This is a genomic window from Leptotrichia wadei (genome assembly GCF_007990445.1).
Taxonomy (GTDB): Bacteria; Fusobacteriota; Fusobacteriia; order Fusobacteriales; family Leptotrichiaceae; genus Leptotrichia; species Leptotrichia wadei_A.
Window position 1 is genome coordinate 1,598,372 of sequence record NZ_AP019841.1, and the last position, 19,997, is coordinate 1,618,368.

The following is a 19,997-nucleotide window of genomic DNA, read 5'->3' on the forward strand; positions in this document are numbered from 1 at the left end:
TAAATTTACGTTAATAAAGGATAACGTATAATCCTTTTTTATTATTTCAATTATTTAATTCTGACTTTATCAAGAAGTAAAATCCTATTACTTCACCTGTTTATTTTCAATCGCCTGAATTATAAACTTAATATTTGAAATATTTTCAAATTTTACTAATTTTTTTAATTTTTCCTTATTTTCATAAGATAATGCTGAAGTATCTATATAGCTGTCAAACCATTTATCATAATTTCCATATAGCTTTCTCAATTTTTTTAAACTTGATTTTGCTGAAGAGGCAGCTTTTTTCTTATCTTTCCCTTCATTTCCCCTAGCTTCTAAAACTCCTTCCAATTTATCGTATTCTTCATTCACAAGGTCTTTCATTCGTATTGCCGACATTTTTTTATATTCCTCTTTTGAAATTTTATCTCCGCTGCTGTACAAATAATCATAAATGTCATCAATATTTCCATCTACAGTTTTTCCATCCTTTTCAGCTTCCAAATATGTATTCATATTCAAATTAAATGTTTCCAGCAGTAAATAAGTATTTGTATAAGAATACGACTGAAAATCCCCTATATCTTCTAAAAAACTTCCAAATGCACTTTTTAAAAATTTTGGATATTCTACAACATAATCGCTATAATATGCATACATTGATCTAAAATTAGATTTTCTATTTCCCGAAAGCCTAGCAAATTCCCTGTCAAAATATGAACGATTTTCATTATATAAAGTCTTCATTACTTCAGAATATGCAGAATTTCCAACAGCTTCTCCACTTTTCAAGGCAGCTGACGTAAAATACTTATCAAAAATTGTCTTCTGCCTTACATTCCCCTCATCAATTATCTCCTTATTTGTCTTTGCAAAACCAATAGTAGCAACAACAATTATTCCTATCATTATTTTTTTTAACATAAAATCTTCCTCTCTTCTTAACTCTTTTTTATTTTTTATAATCAAATTTTCTTTAAAGTACAAATATTTTTATTTATATAATTTTTCTGATAATCTTTTATGAATTTCCTCAATAATTTCTGCTCCATACACTTCATTATGCCATATTTCTTCAGATTTAATTGCTTGTGAAATAAGCATCATAAGTCCATTTGCCACCTTTGTCCCTTTTAATTTATACTTTTTCATAAGCACAGTTTCTTCAGGATTGTAAACAATATCCACGACTGCATTCACATCAATTAAATTCTTATCCTCAAGCGGGCAATTATCAACTGCAGGATACATTCCAACTGGTGTGCAGTTTACGATTAATTCAATATTTCTAAGTCCTGCAATTGATGAATAATGAATCAGTCTATCCTGATTTCTCATTTTAAAAGGATCATGTTCTATAATTGTCGCAAGAAAAACACTTTCAGCCCCGCTGTCAACCAATCCATTATAAATGGCTTTAGAAGCTCCGCCAGTTCCCAAAACAAGCACTTTTTTACCAGCAACATCAATTCCATTTAATTCCAACGTTTTAAGAAAACCAAAATAATCTGAATTATCTCCAACAAGTTTTCCATCTCTAAAAGTTACTGTATTTACCGCTCCAATTTTTTTAGCAGTTTCCGACACTTCATCAAGATACTTAATAACTTCCAGTTTATAAGGAATTGTAACATTAATCCCATTAAACTTTCCATTTCTTATATTTTTCATCAGTTCCTCAATTTCTCCAATTTCCCTCTCAATCATCTCATAACTCGCTTTTTTCCCAGTCAATTCAAAAAATATCTCATGAATTTCCTTTGAATAACTATGTCCTAATTTTTCTCCCAATAATCCAAATTTTTCCATTTTCTTATTTTCCTTCCTGCATTCTTAATATTAATTTTTGTAGTATCATTATTCATAAACCTGTTTGATAATTTAATTTTTTATTTTTATCTTTTTCTCAAGACATTCTGCCAGATAAGCTGTCAAACAAATTTATTTCAAAATTTTAATCCATCCAGCTCTTCTTCTGTCAATTCCCTATATTCTCCCAGCTTCAAATTTTTATCCAGCGAAAGATTTCCCATTTTTACTCGCTTCAAATAAAGAACTTCATTATTAACCGCCTTAAACATTCTCTTCACCTGATGAAACTTCCCTTCAGAAATTGTTATATAAACTTGATTATCGCCATTTTCATGCAAATTTTCAGAAATTACTTCAACTTTTGCCTTTTTCGTTACAAAATTTTCCTCCAGCTTTATCCCGTTTTCCAAGGTTTTTACATCATTTTCACTAAGTGGCTTGGCAATTTTTACATAATATTTCTTATCCACATGCTTTTTAGGAGAAAGTAAATTATGCGACAAAATTCCATCATTTGTAAGCAAAAGTAAGCCTTCAGTGTCAATATCCAGCCTTCCGGCAGGAAAAATATCATAAGTCCTGTATTCATCATTTAATAGATCAATAACAGTTTTATGGCAGTTATCCTCTGTTGCAGAAATAACTCCAGCAGGCTTGTTCATCATAATATAGACAAACGGCTTGTAACCGACAACTTTATTTTCATATTTTATAACATCTTTATTTTCATCAATATGAATTTTTCCATCCTTTACAAAAACACCATTGACACTAATTTTTTTCTTTTTTATGATTTCCTTAACTTCTTTTCTCGTCCCAATCCCCGAATTTGCTAAAAATTTATCTAATCTCATCTAAACTCTTTCTTTCTTTTTATTTTTTATTTATAAAATCCCGTTAATTTGAATATATTTCCAAATTATACAGTTTATAATTGCCTAAAATCTGTAGATAATTTGATTTTTCCCGCATTTCCTCAAGCGCCATTCTTACCTTTTCGCTAGACATATTTCCTTCAAAATCAATGTAAAAATAATATTCCCAAGGCTTATTTGCTCTTGGACGTGATTTTAAATTTACCATATTCAGCCCATATTTGTAAAAAATCTGCAATAATCCAATTAATGCTCCTGATTCATTATTCGCACTTGTCACAATGCTTATTTTATCACTTCCGTCAATTACAGCTTCTTCATTTGAAATAATAAAAAATCTCGTATAATTCTCCTCTTCGTTATTAATATTTTTCTTCAGTAATTCAAGTCCGTAAACTTCTTTAGTTTTCATATTAGCAATGCAGGCATTTTCCTTTTTACCTTCTGCTGCAATATACTTCCCGCTAATTGCAGTATTTGTCATACGGTTAAGATGCCATTCATGCTTTGATAAAAACTGTGAGCATTGCATAAAAGCCTGGTCATGCGAATAAATATTCCTTATATCTTCAATTCTGCTTCTCTTCACACCTAAAAGATTATGTGAAATTTTATGTCTAACTTCCCCAATTATATGAATATTTTTCGTATTAATCAAATCAATGCTGTCCCTGACTTCTCCTACAATAGAATTTTCTATCGGCAATATCCCAATATCTATTTTTTTTGTATGAACAGCTTCCACCAGTTCTTTATGTGAATTAAAATGAAAAATATTTTTATTTTCCTCAATGCTGTCTACATCTAAATTTTTATTATTTTTCAAAATATTCATAAGCACTTCATAGGCATACGACCCTGGAACTCCAGTATATCCTAACTTTTTATCCTTCAAGTCCAAATCATTTACATATTTAGTTGAAATTCCTATTTTAAATTTTTGATATTCCTTGCTTGAATCCATAATATCCTTCAAAATTAGTTCAATATAATGATTGAGTTCCTTATTTTTCACTCTTTTCAAATTTTTTTGAACAACTTCCTTTTCCCGTTCCTCATCAAAGATTCTTTTCCCAGTCTGCTTCTTAAACTGCGCCACTTCCTGCACAATTTCCAGTCTTTTCTCCAGCAATTCCACCAGCTGGCTGTCTAATTTATCAATCTTTTCCCGAATTTTCCCCAAATCTAAATTTTTATTTGTATTCATCTGTCTTTCCTTTTTATTTTTTATTTAAAAACAAGTCATTTTATTATACCATAACTTTTTTAATTTTTCTTTAGATTACTTTAGAAATAAAATTATCATAAATATTTCTTTGATAAGTAAATTATACTAAAATCAGTAAAAAAAAGCAAGAATAGTTTAAAATTAATACAAAAAAGGGAACTATTATTAATTATTAATTAAAAATAACTCCCTTTTTTATTTTATTTTAAAATTGTAATTAAATTTTTTTTGTATCCTGCTATTATATTGCTTAAATCAAAATTATTTTTCAATATAATCTTCAACAATATAATCTTCAACTTCAACAGGTTCAATATTCCAGATTTCTTTTGCATATTCGGCAATAGTTCTGTCTGAACTGAATTTTCCAGCATTTGCAATATTTTTAAGCGCTTTTCTAGTCCATTCTCTTTTATCTTTAAATTGTTTTTGAAGTCTGTCTTGCGCTTCCCTGTATGATGCGAAATCTTTTAATAGGAAATACACGTCTGGACGTGAACCATCTACTCCATATAATAATGAATTTTGTAATTCTTTAAAGATTCCTGTATGATTATCATCATAAGTTCCGTCACCTAATTGATCGATAACTTTTTTAAGTCCTTCCACATTATTATATTCATCAAATGGATTGTATCCTCCACGTTCTTGATAACTTTCAACTTCTTGTGCAGAAAGTCCAAAGATAAATGCATTTTCAAGTCCAACTTCTTCAACGATTTCCACATTTGCTCCATCCATTGTTCCAAGAGTTAATGCACCGTTTAGCATAAATTTCATATTACCAGTTCCAGATGCCTCTTTACTTGCTGTAGAGATTTGTTCTGATACATCTGCTGATGGGAATATTTTTTCTGCAAGTGAAACTCTGTAGTTTTCAAGGAATACAACTTTAATTTTTCCATTAATTTCAGAATCGTTATTTACTTTTTCAGCAACAGCATTGATTAATTTGATAATTCCTTTAGCACGTCTATATCCAGCAGCTGATTTTGCTCCAAAGATAAATGTTCTTGGCTCAACGTCTAAATATGGATTTTCTTTTAATTTATTGTAAAGATCCATAATATGAAGCACATTTAATAATTGTCTCTTATATTCATGCAGCCTTTTAACTTGAATATCAAAGATAGAATGAGGATCTACTTCAATTCCTGTAGTATCTTTTATGTATTTAGCCAATTTTTCCTTATTATGTAACTTAATTTCAGAAACCCTGTTTAAGATATTATCGTCATCTAAATATTGTTCCAGTTTTTTAAGTTCATACAAGTCTGTAATCCATTTATCTCCAATTAATTCTGTAATTAATGCGGCTAATTCTGGATTTGATTTTAATAGCCATCTTCTTTGAGTGATTCCATTTGTTTTATTTAGGAATTTTTCAGGATATAATTCATTCCATTCTTTTAATTCAGTATTTTTAAGAATTTCTGTATGTAATTTTGCAACTCCGTTTACTTTGTGCGAACCTACAATTGCAAGCCATGCCATTCTAACTTGCCCGTTTCCAATAATCGACATTTTATTGATTCTTTCCCAGTCTCCAGGATATTTTTCCTGTAATTCTGCAACAAATCTTCTATTAATTTCTTCGATAATTTGGTAAATTCTTGGCAATAATGGCTGGAATAGTGAAATATCCCATTTTTCCAATGCTTCTGACAAGATTGTATGGTTTGTGTAAGCAAATACATTTTTACAAATGTTCCAAGCTTCATCCCATCCTAATTTTTCCTTATCCAGGAAAATTCTCATCAATTCAGGAATTGCAACTACTGGGTGAGTGTCATTTAACTGAATTGCCACTTTTTCTGCAAATTTAGAAAAGTCATTTCCAAATACAGATTTATACCTTCTGATAATATCTTGCAATGAAGCTGACGTAAAGAAAAATTGCTGTTTCAATCTTAACAGTTTTCCATCTTTTTCAGTATCGTTTGGATATAATACTCTTGAAATATCTTCTGCTTGAACTGCTTTTGCAGAAGCTTGTAAATAAGTTTGATCATTAAATAATTTTAGGTCAAATCCTTCAGGTGATCTGGCTTCCCACAATCTCAATGTATTTACTGTGTCATTTCCATAACCGATAACTGGCACATCATAAGCCACAGCGTGAACTGTTTCAGTATTTACACGTTTAAAGTATTCTTTTCCAAATTCGTCACGATGAACTTCGATTTGTCCTCCAAATTTTACTTCAAATACTCTGTCCATTCTTTTAATTGACCAAGGGTCACCATATTTTGTCCAGTCATCTGGATATTCCACTTGGAATCCATTTTCAATTTTTTGCTCAAACATTCCATATTTGTATCTAAGTCCATATCCATGCCCTGGTAATGCCAACGTTGCAAGCGAGTCTAAAAAGCACGCCGCAAGTCTTCCAAGTCCTCCATTTCCAAGTCCTGCATCCATTTCACGATCTTCAATTTTATTAATATCTACGCCCAATTCATTTAATGTTTCTCTAATAACGTCATTGATTTGCAAGTTGATTAGGTTGTTTCCCATAAATCTTCCCATTAGAAATTCTGCTGAGAAATAATACATTTGTTTTACTTGTTTTTTAGCATAAGTTTTTTTAGTATTGTACCATTTTTCCATTGCGTAATCCAACGCTACTTTTGAAACCGCATTATATAACTCAAATTCATGAGCTTCTTCAAGAGTTTTTCCGTATTGCCTTCTCAGTTCCCTAAGAATACTGTCCTTCAATTCAGCTTTATTAATTTCCATGTCTCCTCCTAAATATTTTTTTATTTACCATTTTCACTTTACCACTTTTTTAGCATTATTTCAATAGTTTTTGACAAATTTAATTACATTTATCTATTTTTTTAATTTTGTATATCAAAATACTTATCTCATCGGATTAATTGCCGTAAGTTCCCACTTATAAATTCCTTCATCCTTTAATGCTGCATCATAGCCAATATATACATTTTTTAGCCGTTTATTTACTGGAGTAAGTTTATATCTGTACATTAGCGGAACTTCCACCGCCTGTCCAATATAATATTTTTGCCAGTTTTTAAATGCTTCTGCTTTATAATTTGGAACTGTCAATGATTTTTCACCTAATATTTCTGCCATTAGTCTATCGTTTTCTTCTGATACGAAACGTGAATAATTAAGTTGAGACTTTCTTCCTGCTGAACTAGTTGGATCTAGGGTTGTCCCAACTCCCCATGCTCCAAAAAAGACATCTATGTCTTTAGAATCTCCTTCTACTTTTTCATAAAAATTTTGAAAAGCTAATAATCTTCCTGATGTAAGAACAGCTTTTATACCTATTTTTTTCCAGCTTTGAATATAATTTTGAGCAAGCGGTTCTGCCACGTCGCCTCCTGCCATAAATGCCATTTTTATTTCAAAAGGCTTTCCATTTTTATCTTCACGGTATCCATCTCCATTTATATCCTTATATCCCGCTTCATCCAGTAATTGCTTTGCCTTTTCAGGATTATACGGATAACCCTTTAAATCCTTTGGAAAATATTTTTTGAAAACAGGTGGAATTGATGATGTTGCCTCCTGCCTTAATCCAAAATAAAATGCCTGCGCTATTTCTTCAACATTTATACCATAAGCAAGAGCTTGACGTAATCTCACATCTGCCATCTTGGCATTTGGATCTGTTATATTTTCTCCTTTTGCCTTGTCATAATGACCTAATTTAAATGACAGATACGAATAATACAAATCTTGCTGTCCCAAAGTTTCTATATTTTTCAAATCCTTATAATTATTATACAAAGAATCAGGCATACTCATTACATAGTCATATTTTCCAGCTTTTAATGCTGCTACTATGGACTGTGAATTTACCACTTGCAATATTGTCTTGTTAATTTTAGGCTTTCCTCTGTAATAATATGGGTTTGCAGTAAATTCCAGACTTTCTCCACGCGAAACTTTTGTAAGGTTATATGGCCCTAATGTTACTGGTTTTACCCTAATTTTATCCGATGAAATCAAGTTCTTTATTGGAACATCTTTTAAATAATGCTTCGGTAATGCATTTCCAATTAAACCATTTCCAACTGCATAGATACTTTGTCCCAATTGCGAGAATGAAATTTCCACTGTTTTATCGTCTATTTTTTTTATTCCTGAAATACTTTTGGCGCTTCCACTATGATATTCCTTCATTCCAACGATTTTTTGACTTTCCTCTGTATATCTCACACCTGGATAATCTTTATTTCCCACAACTTCATAGGCATAAATCACATCATCGGCAGTCAAAGGCTGTCCATCTGACCATTTTATTCCATCTTTTATTTTTATTATAGCTTTTTTATTTTTTGCATCGACTTTAAGAGTGGCAGCTCCAGTATCTGTTATTTCAAAATTTTCATCAACTTCAAATATGCTTGAGCTTAAAAATGTTGAAATGATATTGCCATCATAACTATCTGTATAAAGCACTTCATTAAAAACTCCAACAAGCGGGTCATCCTTTACTATTGCCACTTGTAAAGTTCCACCTTCTATTGCAGGCTCATTATTTGACGTTTTTATTGGAAATAATGATAAATTCAGTTTTGCGCCAGGCATTTCACTTCTCTTTTTACCTGGACTGCACGACATTGCGAATATTAACACTAAAAACGTTATTATCAACTTCCATTTTTTCATATTTAATTCTCCTTTTTCTAAAATTTTTATCCTCTTCTTTGTTTTGCATCAGCTGCCCTATTTAAAGCCTGACCAACATAATTTATGCAAAGCATCATAATCAAAATTAATATTGAAGCTGGAAGCCATATCCACAATTTTGTCGACAGCACTTCGGGATCTGCTGCATAACCAACTAACGTTCCAAGACTCGGTGTAGAAAGCGGCAACCCAAATCCCAGAAAGCTAAGCCCTGTTTCAATCCCAATATTTCCAGCAAATCCCAGTGTCAATTCTACAATTATAATTGAACTTAAATTAGGCAGTATTTCTCTGAAAATTATTGTCAAATCCTTTGTTCCCATAGTTTTTGAAGCTAAAACATAGTCTTTTTTACTTTCAGAAAGTGCCTTGCTTCTAATAAGACGTGCTGATCCAACCCAGTAAAATGCACTCATTATAAGAACAAAAGTTGTAATTGTATATTTTGGAACAATTGTAACAAATACAATGATTATCATAAGTGTCGGTAAAATTGTGATAAAGTCAATAATTCTCATTATTACATTATCCACCCATTTTCCATAATATCCTGCTATTAAACCTAGAAATATCCCAATTCCTGAAGTTAGAATAGTTATTGCAAAACCAATAATAATCGAATTTCTTGCTCCTAATATAAGCTGTCCTAATATCGAACGTCCTCCAGAGTCAGAACCTAGCCAAAATCCCTCTTTCATTGGAATGGCATACTTATCAAGCAGACTTATTTTCATAATTTCATCCTGATTTGCAAAAAGCGATCCAATAAAAATTATTCCAAAAAGGATCACAAGAATAATAAGCGAAGCAAGTGCCAGTTTATCCTTTAATATTTCCCTTGTAATAACACTAATTCCAGTTGGCTTGTTATCACTTTTCTTAATATTTTCAAAATCTTCTGTTTTTCTATTATTTCCCTTTAAAATTTCATTATTAGACATTCCTTCACCACCTACTCTATTCTAATTCTAGGATCAACAATGCTAAGAATAATATCTGAAAGCAAACTTCCAAGCAATGTTAAAAATCCAAAAAGCAATATTAATGCAGTAACAACGCTGTAATCCCGTGTTATAATTGAATTTACAAACAGTCCTCCCATTCCAGGATAACTGAATATTTTTTCAATAAAAATCGAACCTCCCAGAAGTCCTGTTATCGAATAACCAAAAAACGCTGCAATTGGTAAAATCGAATTTCTGAAAATATGTCTAGAATAAACCTTATTTTCAGGAACTCCCTTACTTTTCGCCGTTTTTACATAATCCAGATTCTTAGCATCAATCACTTCATTTCTCAAATACTGCACAATCCAAGTTGTTCCCAGCAATGCATATGTAATTGCAGGCAATATTATATGATAAATCCTGTCAAGAATCTGACCAAAAGTTCCAGTATGAAGCCCAGCCGTCACCGAACCAGTTGTCGGAAACCACCCAAGTGTATATCCAAAAAACCAGATCATTATAAGCGAAAGCACAAAAGTCGGTATCGCATAGCTCACATAGTTATAAAATGTAACACATTTATCAAGCATTGAGTTTTGATAACGTCCAGCAAGCATTCCAAGCGGTATTGCAATGCAATATGTCAGAATAAGGCTAAGCAGCGACAAAATAAAAGTATTTACTGCACGTTCTCCAATAAGCGTCTTTACAGGAACGTTATAAGTATAGCTCATTCCCAAGTTACCGGAAAAAGCATTTTTTAGCCATCTCACATACTGGATATGCCAAGGATCGAGCAACCCTGCCTTTCTTCGCAATTCTTCAAGTGCCGCAGGATCAGTTTGCGGTGTAATTAGCCCAGTAAACGGATCTCCTGGCATAAGTTTTGCCAAAATGAAGATTAATACACTAAGTATGAATAATTGCGGTATCATAACAAGTATTCTTCTTAAAACTGTTTTCCACATTGATTATTTGCCTCCTTTTTCACTATTTTCATTATTTCTCAAATTTTTATCTTTAAAAGCAACAAAATGTGTATCTGTCAATTTTTTCAGATCAAAGACACGTCCATTTTCATCATAATATTTTTTTTCATTTGCTAAATATTCCCTTTCAATTTCTAGCCGTCTTCTTTTATTTTCTGTCCGTTTTTCTGGATGTATTTCTGGAATCGCCGCAATTAGCCGCTTTGTATAAAAGTGTTCAGGATTTTTGTAAATATCATTTTTCTCTCCAGTTTCCACAAATCTTCCGTGATACATTATAAACATATAGTCACACATATGCTTTACAACTCCTAAATCATGGGAAATAAAAAGATAGCTAAGTCCAAACTGCTCCTGAATATCCTTCATATAATTCAATACTTGCGCCTGGACTGACAAATCAAGTGCTGACACAGGCTCATCTGCAATAATCAGCTTAGGCTTTGTCGCAACAGCCCGTGCAATCCCTAGCCTTTGTCTTTGCCCACCAGAAAATTCATGTGGATATTTAAAAATATCTTCTCTGTTCATTCCTACAATTTCCAGCAGTTCCGATACTTTCCTTTTTTCTTCATCTGGCGTCAAATTTTCAAAATTTCTCAAAGGTTCTGAAATTAAATCAATTACTCTTTTCTTAGGATTTAAGCTGGATAACGAATCTTGAAATATCATTTGCACATTTCTATTATATTCACTTCTTCTATTTCTAAATTTTCTGTCAATTTCCCTTCCCTCATAAATAATCTTTCCACTTTTTATTTTTTCCAGTCCAATTATCGCCTTTCCAATTGTAGACTTTCCAGATCCCGATTCTCCCACAAGTCCATAAGTCTTTCCTTTTTCAATAGTAAAACTGACTCCATCTACAGCATAAACATAATCAATTATCTTATTAAAAAATCCTCCACGAATAGGATAATGAACTTTTAAGTCTTTTACTTCAATAAAACTCATATTTCTATTTTTTCCTCTCTAAATTTTTAAAATTTTTTTACTTTTAAAATTTACTTCTCAAAATGAAAGTTTTTCCAGCAGGTGCATCTTACAAAATGCCCTTCTTCAACTTCATGCAGCTTTGGATTTTTTTCATGTTCATTTTCCTTTATCCAAGGGATTCTTTTAGAAAATCGGCAGCCTGTTCTCTCCATTTTAGTTATTGATGGAACAATTCCCTTAATTACATGCAACTTTTCATTTTCACTGTCAAGCTGTGGAATCGAACTTAAAAGTGATCTTGTATAAGGATGCTTTGGATTGTCAAACAATTCTTTCACATTGGCAATTTCTACAATTTCTCCAGCATACATAACCGCCACTCTGTCTGCCATTTCTGCAACTACACCCAGATCATGAGTAATTAATATAATCCCAGCATTTATCTCACTTTGCAAAGTTTTTAGCAAATCCAGTATCTGTGCCTGAATTGTAACATCTAGTGCCGTTGTTGGCTCATCAGCTATAATAACTTCAGGCTTACATGAAAGCGCTATTGCAATTATAACCCTTTGCCGCATTCCTCCCGATAATTCATGTGGAAATTGTCTTGCTATACGTTCAGCATTTTTTATTCCAACGTGATTTAACAGCTCAAGTACACGTTCTTCCCTTTCCTTCTTAGATAGTTTAGTATGATAAATCATCCCTTCTTCAATCTGATCTCCAATCCTCATAAGCGGATTAAGAGCCGACAATGGATCCTGAAATATCATCCCAATTTTATTCCCACGAATCTTGTTATATTCCTCCTCCCCAATTTTCAAAAGATTTCTACCTTCAAAATTTATTTCTCCCTCCAGCTTAGTGTTATTCGGATTATGAAGTCCAATAATGGAAGTAGCAAGCGTACTTTTCCCACATCCCGATTCTCCCACTATTGCCAGTATTTCATTTCTTCCAAGTTTCAATGAAACATTGTCAACGGCTGGAAAATATTCATCTTTTATCCGAAAACTCGTAATAAGATTGTTAATTTCTATTAACGTTTCAGCTTTCTCCATATTCATCTCCTTCAAAAACTTTTTTTAAATTTATTTCATATCCATATTGTAGCACAAAATCAAATTTTTTACTCATTTTTTTTAATTTATAATTGACATTTTTAAATTTTGAATGTATAATGCTTTTAGAGTTTAATAATTTAAATTAAAAAATTTTTAATATGCGAGTGTGGTGGAACTGGTAGACACGCTATCTTGAGGGGGTAGTGACTCCTGGTCGTACGGGTTCAAATCCCGTCATTCGCACCATTATAATAATATTTATAAAAATTTAATATTCTATGCGAGTGTGATGGAATTGGTAGACATGCTATTTTCAGAGGGTAGTGGCAGTAGCCGTACGGGTTCGACTCCCGTCACTCGCACCATTTTTTTATAAAAAAACATCTGAATGATTTTCATCAAAACAGATGCTTTCTTATTTTAAAAATTTATTTCTTTTTATTTTCTTCTTCATCAATCTTAGCTTCCATCAGCATAATCAGATAATCAAGTTCCAATTCCCCACGTTCTGCTATCATATTAAGATTTGCTATTCTAGACATCATCATATATTGAACAGGATCCAGAAGTTTTTTGTATTCTGGAGAAATCATCGGCATATATTCCTTAATATAAGGATATTTCTTAATAACATCTCCTATTACAGTTTTTCCACTCAAATTATACTTGCTCTTAAATTCCTCTTTCATTTTTTTGACTCCTTATTTTCTTTTTTATCAAACAAAATATTTTGATTAACAAAATTATTTTATCATATTTTCACTAAAAAAAGTGTGACAAATAGCACACTTTTCTAAATAATTTTCTTTTATTATTTTTTTCCCCATACTTCATCAGCAACTTCCTTAATAAATCTAAGCTTTGCCCATTGCTGTTCTTCTGTAAGATGATTTCCCTCCTCTGTTGAAGCAAATCCACACTGTGGACTTAAATAAAGTCTATCTAGCGGAACATATTTTGATGCTTCTTTTATACGAGCAATCACAGTTTCCTTTTCCTCTAAAGTCGGATTTTTAGAAGTTATAAGCCCCAATACAACTTTTTTATCCCCAGAAACTTTTGCAAGTGATTCAAAAGTTCCAGCTCTTTCTGTATCAAATTCCAAATAATAAGCGTTCACATCTTCTTTTCCAAAAAGTTCATCAGCAATTTTATCATATCCACCTTGCCCAAACCAGGTCGAAGCATAATTTCCACGGCAAACATGTGTATTAATTACCAAATCTTCTGGATTATTTTGGAAAACTCTATTATTTATATTCAAAAATCTTTCTGCAAATTCACGCCTAATAACTTCCTTATCCCTGTCACTTTTTTCAATAAATGAAGCAATAAAGTTGTCATCAACAAGACATCCCCAAGTACAGTCATCAATCTGCAAAGTTCTAAGCCCTTCATTATACAAATCATTTATTACTGTTTTGTAAGCATTTACAATATCATCTTCCAAACCTTCAAAATTAGGATAAACTTTAAGAAGTGCCTCAACATGCTTATCTTCCCTTACTAATTCCGCATAAAACTGTGCTGGAGCTGGTATCGTAAATCTAGCTTCCACACCTTTTTTATCTTTTACCAAATCTCGCAAAAATATAAAATGCTTTACAAATGGATGATTTTCCCCGCTAATTTTTCCAGTAACAATCGCAGTATCATCACGAGTTACAACTCCATTAAATTCATATCCCTTATCAGCGTGAATATGTCCAATTCCATTAAATCCCCAGAAGAAATCCAAATGCCAGTAACTTCGTCTAAACTCTCCATCAGTAACACTTGTATATCCAAGTTCAATTTGCTTATCCACAATTTTTTTAATTTCTTCATTCTCAATTTTTGTCAATTCTTCCTTGTCAATTTTCCCCTTTTCAAAATCATTTCTAGCCTTTTTCAATCTTTCAGGTCTTAAAAAGCTTCCTACCGTATCATGTCTATGAGGTGCATTTATTGTACACATATTTATCAGCTCCTTTATTTATTATTTATTTATAAATTTTTTATATTTTTTATATTTTTTATATTTTTTTAATAATATTTCTATAATCTACTTTTCACAATTTTTGTAGCTTCAACAAGATTTTCCAAACTTTTTACAGTTTCTGTAATTCCTCTTGTCTTTAATCCACAATCTGGATTTACCCATAATTTTTCCTTCCCAATTTTTTTAACCATTATTTCTAAAGCTGCTACAATTTCTTCAACTGAAGGTACTCTAGGAGAGTGAATATCATAAACTCCAGGACCTACCTCTGTTTCAAAGTTATTTTCTTTTAGGAAATCAAGAATTGTCAATTTTGATCTTGAAGCTTCAAATGTTATAATATCGGCATCCATATTGTCAATGTCTTTTATTATATCTTCAAATTGACTATAGCACATATGTGTGTGAATCTGCGTATCAACTTTTACTCCGCTATGGCAAAGTCTAAATGCCTTCAATCCCCAATCAAGGTATTCTTTATGCCAATCTTCTTTTCTTAACGGTAATTTTTCCCTAAGTGCGGCTTCATCTATCTGAATTATTTTTATTCCTGCTTTTTCTAAATCCAATACTTCTTCTCGTATGGCAAGTCCAATTTGAAATGCCATTTCGCTTAATGAAATATCTTCTCTTGGAAATGACCAGTTTAATATTGTTACAGGCCCTGTAAGCATTCCTTTAACAGGCTTTTTAGTTAATTTCTGAGCATATTCAGAATATAGAACTGAAATTGGTTTTGTTCTTTTCACATCTCCAAAAATTATTGGCGGTTTTACACATCTTGTTCCGTAAGACTGAACCCACGCTTTTTCTGTAAATATATATCCTGCCAGATTTTCTCCAAAAAATTCAACCATGTCATTTCTTTCATACTCTCCATGCACAAGCACATCAAGTCCAATTTTTTCCTGCAATTCAATACATTCTTTTATGAAGTTAAATACATTTTTATCATATTCTTCTTTGCTAATTTCACCTTTTCTAAATTTGCTTCTATTTAGCTTCACTTCCTTTGTTTGGGGAAAAGAACCTATTGTAGTTGTTGCAAGTAAAGGAATATTCAACTCTTCCCTTTGAATTTTCTGTCTTTCCTTTCTTGCTCCCTCTCTTACAAAATCACTATCTTTCAATTTTTTAACCGTATCTCTAACTTCCTTATCTTCCATTCCTTTTTCAGAAGTTATAATTTTTTGGTTTTTTACATAAAATTCATTTTCCTGTACTTTTTCCAGCGAATTTTCCCAAAGAACTTGACTCAATTCTCCCAACTCTTTTAATTCTGATAATTTTTCCTCAGCAAACGAGAAATGTCTTAATATATTTTCTGATAATTTTTTTTCATTTCTCAAAGTATAAGGCACATGAAGCAGTGAACAAGATGTCGTTATTACTATATTTTCAACTTTTCCTTTTAAATTATTCAATATATTTAAAACTTTTTTATAGTCACATTTCCAAATATTTTTCCCATTTACAATTCCTGCAAATAATATTTTATCTTTTGGAAATCCCTTTTCAGTTATTAATTTCTCAGTTTGTCTTCCTTCAGCAAAATCAAGACCTATCCCATCAAAATCAAGTTTTGTTATTGTCTTGTAGCAATCTCTCACATCTCCAAAATATGTTTGAAGCAATACTTTTACATCTTTCTTATTCTTCAAAATTTCTGTATAAATTTCTTCAAACAATTTTATATCTTCCTCTGTCTGATCTGTTACTAATTGCGGTTCTTCAATTTGAATCCAATCGATATTTTTTTCATTACATTTTTTCAGCAATTCCACATAAACATTTACAATATCAGTTAAATATTCTTTTTTCTCTTTATTTCCAGTTGTTTTAGCCAATTTATAAAATGTAAATGGTCCAATTACTGACGGATGAGTGTTCACTCCTAATTTTTTAGCTTCCTCAAGTTCATTAAATATCTTATCTGCATTTAATTTAATCTCTGCATAATCATCTAGTTCAGGAACCATATAATGATAATTGGTATTGTACCATTTTCTCATTGAAAGAGCTTTTACATCTCCTTTTTCCCCTTGATAACCTCTCGCAATTGCAAAATATGTATTCAGTTCATTCAATCCTAAATCTTTATAATGTTTTGGAATCGCATTCAATAAAATTATTGTATCCAGTATTCCATCATAAAATGAAAATGTATTTCCCGGAATAAATGAAATTTTTTCTTCCTTCTGTTTTAACCACTGGTCTTTTCTAAGCTTTTCCGCTATTTCCAAAAGTTCATTCTCTGTAATTTCATTTCTCCAATATTTTTCTATCGCAAATTTTAATTCTCTATTCTCCCCAATTCTAGGGTATCCAATAATCGCCGTTTTCATAATTTATCTCCTTTATCTATTTGTTACACTAGTAATATCTCTAATTATTTTTGATAAAATTATTATATACAAATATATTATTTCTGTAAAATACATTTATTTTTTGGTTTGTTATAACTTTTATTTATATCATTTTTTTTTATAAAAAAAACTGCACTAAAATTTACAATTCTAATCCAGTCTTTTTTATTTCTTTTTATTTCAGTTTTTTCAATAATATCTCAAAATAATTTTTATAAATTTTACAAAATTTCCGTATATTTCAAATGCTCCTTCAAAGCCTCAACATAAACTTTCCCATAAACACTAAGTTCAATATTTTTCTGCATTATAATCCCCACTTTCATATACTCATCAACTTCCAGCGGTCTTGCAATAATATTTTCTCCATTCAGCTCTTTACTGATTATCCCTGTACTCACAGTATACCCATTAAGCCCAACTGCCAAATTAAACAAAGTCGCCCTGTCCCTAACTTTTATATTTTTATCCCTGTCAATCGTGCTAAGTATTTCTTCCGAAAAATAAAATGAATTGTAATCCCCCTGCTCAAACGACAAATATGGATATTCCTTCAAATCTTCAAGACTAATGCTTTCTTTTTTTGCTAAAGGATGATTGAAACTAATAAAAACATGCGGCTTCGCAGTAAATAATTCAATAAATTTCAAATTATTTCTTTTTATCATTTTCTCAATCACAGTTTTATTTGCCCCTGAAGTATACAAAATCCCAATTTCACTTTTTCTCTTGCTCACATCTTCAATAATTTCATTAGTCTGAGTTTCCCTAAGCGTAAAATCGTACTTATTTTCCCCAAACTTCTTAATCACATCCACAAAAGCATTTACTGCAAACGAATAATGCTGTGCAGACACCGAAAAATGCCTAGTTATCTTATTTCCCTTCTTATACTCTTCCTCCAATAAATCTGTCTGTTCCAAAACCTGCCTTGCATATCCCAAAAATCTATCTCCCTCAAGAGAAACAATCACTCCCTTATTTGTTCTGTTAAAAATTGATATATTCATTTCATCTTCCAATTCTTTTATAGCCTTAGTCAGTGCTGGTTGAGAAACAAAAAGCTCTTTTGCAGCATCACTCAATGTCCCTTTTTCAGCGACTGTAACTACATACTTTAATTGTTGTAATGTCATTTTACCCCTTTCTTTTTTTATTAAAATAATTGATAATTACTTTAAGCCCTGTTCTGTCGCCTTAGTCCGCATAACAAAAAAAGCTGATATTTCTACCAGCTTCCTCCACCTCCCCCGCCGGAACCTCCGCCAGAGAAACCTCCTCCACTAAAGAAGCCGCCTCCGCCTGAGCCACTCTTGGATGAACTAAATTTTTCACTCATAATTTTCGATTTTCCACTGCTATAACTTCTTGAAAATGCGTTCGTAAAACTATGATTACTATAAGCGTACATATGAGTGTGGCTATTTATATAAGATTCATTTATGTCGAAGTTGTATAATTTTATTGTTTTTTTCATTAATTTTATTGCCTCATTTTTTACTCCAAGCGCTACTGCAAAAGGCAAGATTCCATTAAAATATTCGATTAATTCCTTTACATTGTCAAATTTTCTTATCTGATTCTCTTCTGCCGTTTTTATATACATTTTCATACCTTTCAGGTATTCTTTTTTTCTCAAGCCTTCATTTGTATATTTCCCAATTAACTTTGAATACGTAATAAATAGTATTACAAAATATGTTACAAAAACAAAAATCTCAATTCCCTGATAAAAAGATACACCTAAAATCGCTATAATTATTAGCCCTGTTAACAGTTTTTTACTAACAGTTATCCAAATTCTATGAAAAAATGAGCCTAATGTTATAAGTATATACAGTATTATAAAAGGATTGAAAATCTCAAAATTTGTCTGTGAAAATATAAAAATTATAAAAACAGGAGCTGCACAATAAAATGGAACTAAAAAACTTCCATTATTTTTATAAATTATTTTATTATACTTATCCTTCAGGATTTCAATAATACTATTTGCCTTATTATAAATTCTTTTTTCACCACCAAAAATATTATTCTTTTCTGAAGAAAGAGCATCAAGCAGCATTCTTTCCTCTTCAGCCAGTTCAGTTTCCTGTGTATACACAGTTTTGAATCCCTTATTATATTTAATTTCACCATTAACTCTATTTGCTACTATAAACCCTTTTGTAAGTAATGTAAATATTCCTGCATTTAATATTTCCACTGTGTCTCTTTCACCATTTATATATGCCGCAAACATTGGAGAAATGTCTTTTGGCAAATTAAATTCTGGAATTACAGATTTTCCTTGCGGATCCCTTCCAAAAAAATTCCATGTTACGATTGAATAAATTGTAAGAAACAATAACAAAAATGGCAAAATTATAGTTGCAGGATTGGAAAGATATACAATTCTCAGCTTATCTGCCAAAGTTGGACTTATTTTATCTGTTTTCAAATTTAGCATAAATGTAAGCCCATTTTTGGGCTCCAGCTCTTTTGTTGCAATGTGTATTTCTACATCATTTTCTAAAATATCATAATTTTCACCTTTTTCTCCATAACTTCCAGTATAAACTTCCAATTTTTTAATTTCATTTTTTTTAATTTCCTGTCCATCAGAAAATCTTATAATGACGCTTGCCCGTTCAACAGGAACATTCCAGAACTGCCCAATCGCATTGTAATATACTTGATAAATTCCATCTTTTTCAAATACTGCATTATATATCACATAGTTAAACTCATATCTGTTTACGCCATTTTCCACAAATCTGTCTGCAGAACCTACTCTGTATCTTACTCCTTCATTAAAATTTTTCGTTGAATACTCTTCTGAAAGCCCATTTCTCTTTATCGAATTCATTTTTATGTAAGATTTGTAGATATCCGCCCCATTTTTCTTTGAACGTAACGGAATATCCCTATAAATCCCATGCTTTGCCGCATCATCAAATTCATAGTCAATTACTTCATTTACTGTCAAAGTCCCATTTTTATTTATCTGAACTGTAACGTCATAATTTGTTATTTTTTCAGCAATTAACGATTTTGTATTTAAGAAAAATAACGTGAAAAATACAAAAATTATTGAAAAAATATTATTTAATTTTTGTTTGTTAAAACTTTTCATAACAATCCCCCTTCTAAAAATCCATTTAAAC

The 19,997-nt window shown here is 31.3% G+C and carries 15 protein-coding genes and 2 tRNA genes; 2 read left to right on the forward strand and 15 right to left on the reverse strand.

Annotated features, from left to right (window positions below; genetic code table 11):
* Positions 1-87: 87 nt before the first annotated feature.
* From FVE74_RS07660 to FVE74_RS07705, 10 genes are all read right to left on the reverse strand, one after another.
* Positions 88-909 carry a hypothetical protein gene (locus FVE74_RS07660; RefSeq protein ID WP_147004002.1) on the reverse strand — a complete coding sequence of 274 codons (822 nt, stop codon included), beginning with the start codon at positions 907-909 and terminating at the stop codon, positions 88-90.
* A gap of 69 nt (positions 910-978) precedes the next feature.
* Positions 979-1,794 (reverse strand): shikimate dehydrogenase family protein, encoded by an 816-nt coding sequence (locus FVE74_RS07665; protein WP_147004003.1) that lies wholly within the window; start codon positions 1,792-1,794, stop codon positions 979-981.
* A gap of 137 nt (positions 1,795-1,931) precedes the next feature.
* Complete coding sequence (locus FVE74_RS07670; RefSeq protein ID WP_147004004.1) at positions 1,932-2,651, reverse strand: pseudouridine synthase; 720 nt, start codon at positions 2,649-2,651, stop codon at positions 1,932-1,934.
* A 43-nt stretch (positions 2,652-2,694) separates the two neighbouring features.
* Positions 2,695-3,879: a chorismate mutase gene (locus tag FVE74_RS07675; RefSeq protein ID WP_147004005.1), complete on the reverse strand. Its 1,185-nt coding sequence runs from the start codon at positions 3,877-3,879 to the stop codon at positions 2,695-2,697.
* Between the two features lie 282 nt (positions 3,880-4,161).
* Positions 4,162-6,642, reverse strand: a complete 2,481-nt coding sequence (locus FVE74_RS07680) for a glycogen/starch/alpha-glucan phosphorylase (protein ID WP_147004006.1) — start codon at positions 6,640-6,642, stop codon at positions 4,162-4,164.
* 123 nt (positions 6,643-6,765) lie between these two features.
* Positions 6,766-8,547: an oligopeptide ABC transporter substrate-binding protein gene (locus FVE74_RS07685; RefSeq protein ID WP_147004007.1), complete on the reverse strand. Its 1,782-nt coding sequence runs from the start codon at positions 8,545-8,547 to the stop codon at positions 6,766-6,768.
* Positions 8,548-8,573: 26 nt separating this feature from the next.
* Positions 8,574-9,509 (reverse strand): ABC transporter permease, encoded by a 936-nt coding sequence (locus FVE74_RS07690; RefSeq protein ID WP_147004008.1) that lies wholly within the window; start codon positions 9,507-9,509, stop codon positions 8,574-8,576.
* A gap of 11 nt (positions 9,510-9,520) precedes the next feature.
* Positions 9,521-10,483 carry an oligopeptide ABC transporter permease gene (opp4B, locus tag FVE74_RS07695; RefSeq protein ID WP_146964568.1) on the reverse strand — a complete coding sequence of 321 codons (963 nt, stop codon included), beginning with the start codon at positions 10,481-10,483 and terminating at the stop codon, positions 9,521-9,523.
* A gap of 3 nt (positions 10,484-10,486) precedes the next feature.
* Positions 10,487-11,458: an ATP-binding cassette domain-containing protein gene (locus FVE74_RS07700; protein ID WP_147004009.1), complete on the reverse strand. Its 972-nt coding sequence runs from the start codon at positions 11,456-11,458 to the stop codon at positions 10,487-10,489.
* Positions 11,459-11,508: 50 nt separating this feature from the next.
* Positions 11,509-12,501 carry an ABC transporter ATP-binding protein gene (locus tag FVE74_RS07705; RefSeq protein ID WP_147004010.1) on the reverse strand — a complete coding sequence of 331 codons (993 nt, stop codon included), beginning with the start codon at positions 12,499-12,501 and terminating at the stop codon, positions 11,509-11,511.
* A gap of 163 nt (positions 12,502-12,664) precedes the next feature.
* On the opposite strand from FVE74_RS07705, the gene FVE74_RS07710 reads away from it, so the two are divergent.
* Positions 12,665-12,750, forward strand: a tRNA-Leu gene (locus tag FVE74_RS07710).
* Between the two features lie 34 nt (positions 12,751-12,784).
* Positions 12,785-12,869, forward strand: a tRNA-Leu gene (locus FVE74_RS07715).
* 63 nt (positions 12,870-12,932) lie between these two features.
* On the opposite strand, the gene FVE74_RS07720 is transcribed toward FVE74_RS07715, so the two are convergent.
* The 5 genes from FVE74_RS07720 to FVE74_RS07740 form a co-directional block, all read right to left on the reverse strand.
* A complete protein-coding gene (locus FVE74_RS07720) occupies positions 12,933-13,193 on the reverse strand; it encodes a DUF1858 domain-containing protein (RefSeq protein ID WP_232053909.1) in 261 nt (86 codons plus the stop codon).
* 122 nt (positions 13,194-13,315) lie between these two features.
* Positions 13,316-14,461 (reverse strand): 5-methyltetrahydropteroyltriglutamate--homocysteine S-methyltransferase, encoded by a 1,146-nt coding sequence (locus FVE74_RS07725; protein WP_147004011.1) that lies wholly within the window; start codon positions 14,459-14,461, stop codon positions 13,316-13,318.
* An 80-nt stretch (positions 14,462-14,541) separates the two neighbouring features.
* Positions 14,542-16,830 carry a 5-methyltetrahydropteroyltriglutamate--homocysteine S-methyltransferase gene (gene metE, locus FVE74_RS07730; protein ID WP_147004012.1) on the reverse strand — a complete coding sequence of 763 codons (2,289 nt, stop codon included), beginning with the start codon at positions 16,828-16,830 and terminating at the stop codon, positions 14,542-14,544.
* Between the two features lie 242 nt (positions 16,831-17,072).
* Positions 17,073-17,987, reverse strand: coding sequence for a LysR family transcriptional regulator (locus FVE74_RS07735; RefSeq protein WP_147004013.1), 915 nt, complete (start codon positions 17,985-17,987; stop codon positions 17,073-17,075).
* A gap of 92 nt (positions 17,988-18,079) precedes the next feature.
* Complete coding sequence (locus FVE74_RS07740; RefSeq protein WP_147004014.1) at positions 18,080-19,966, reverse strand: DUF2207 domain-containing protein; 1,887 nt, start codon at positions 19,964-19,966, stop codon at positions 18,080-18,082.
* Positions 19,967-19,997: the final 31 nt, after the last annotated feature.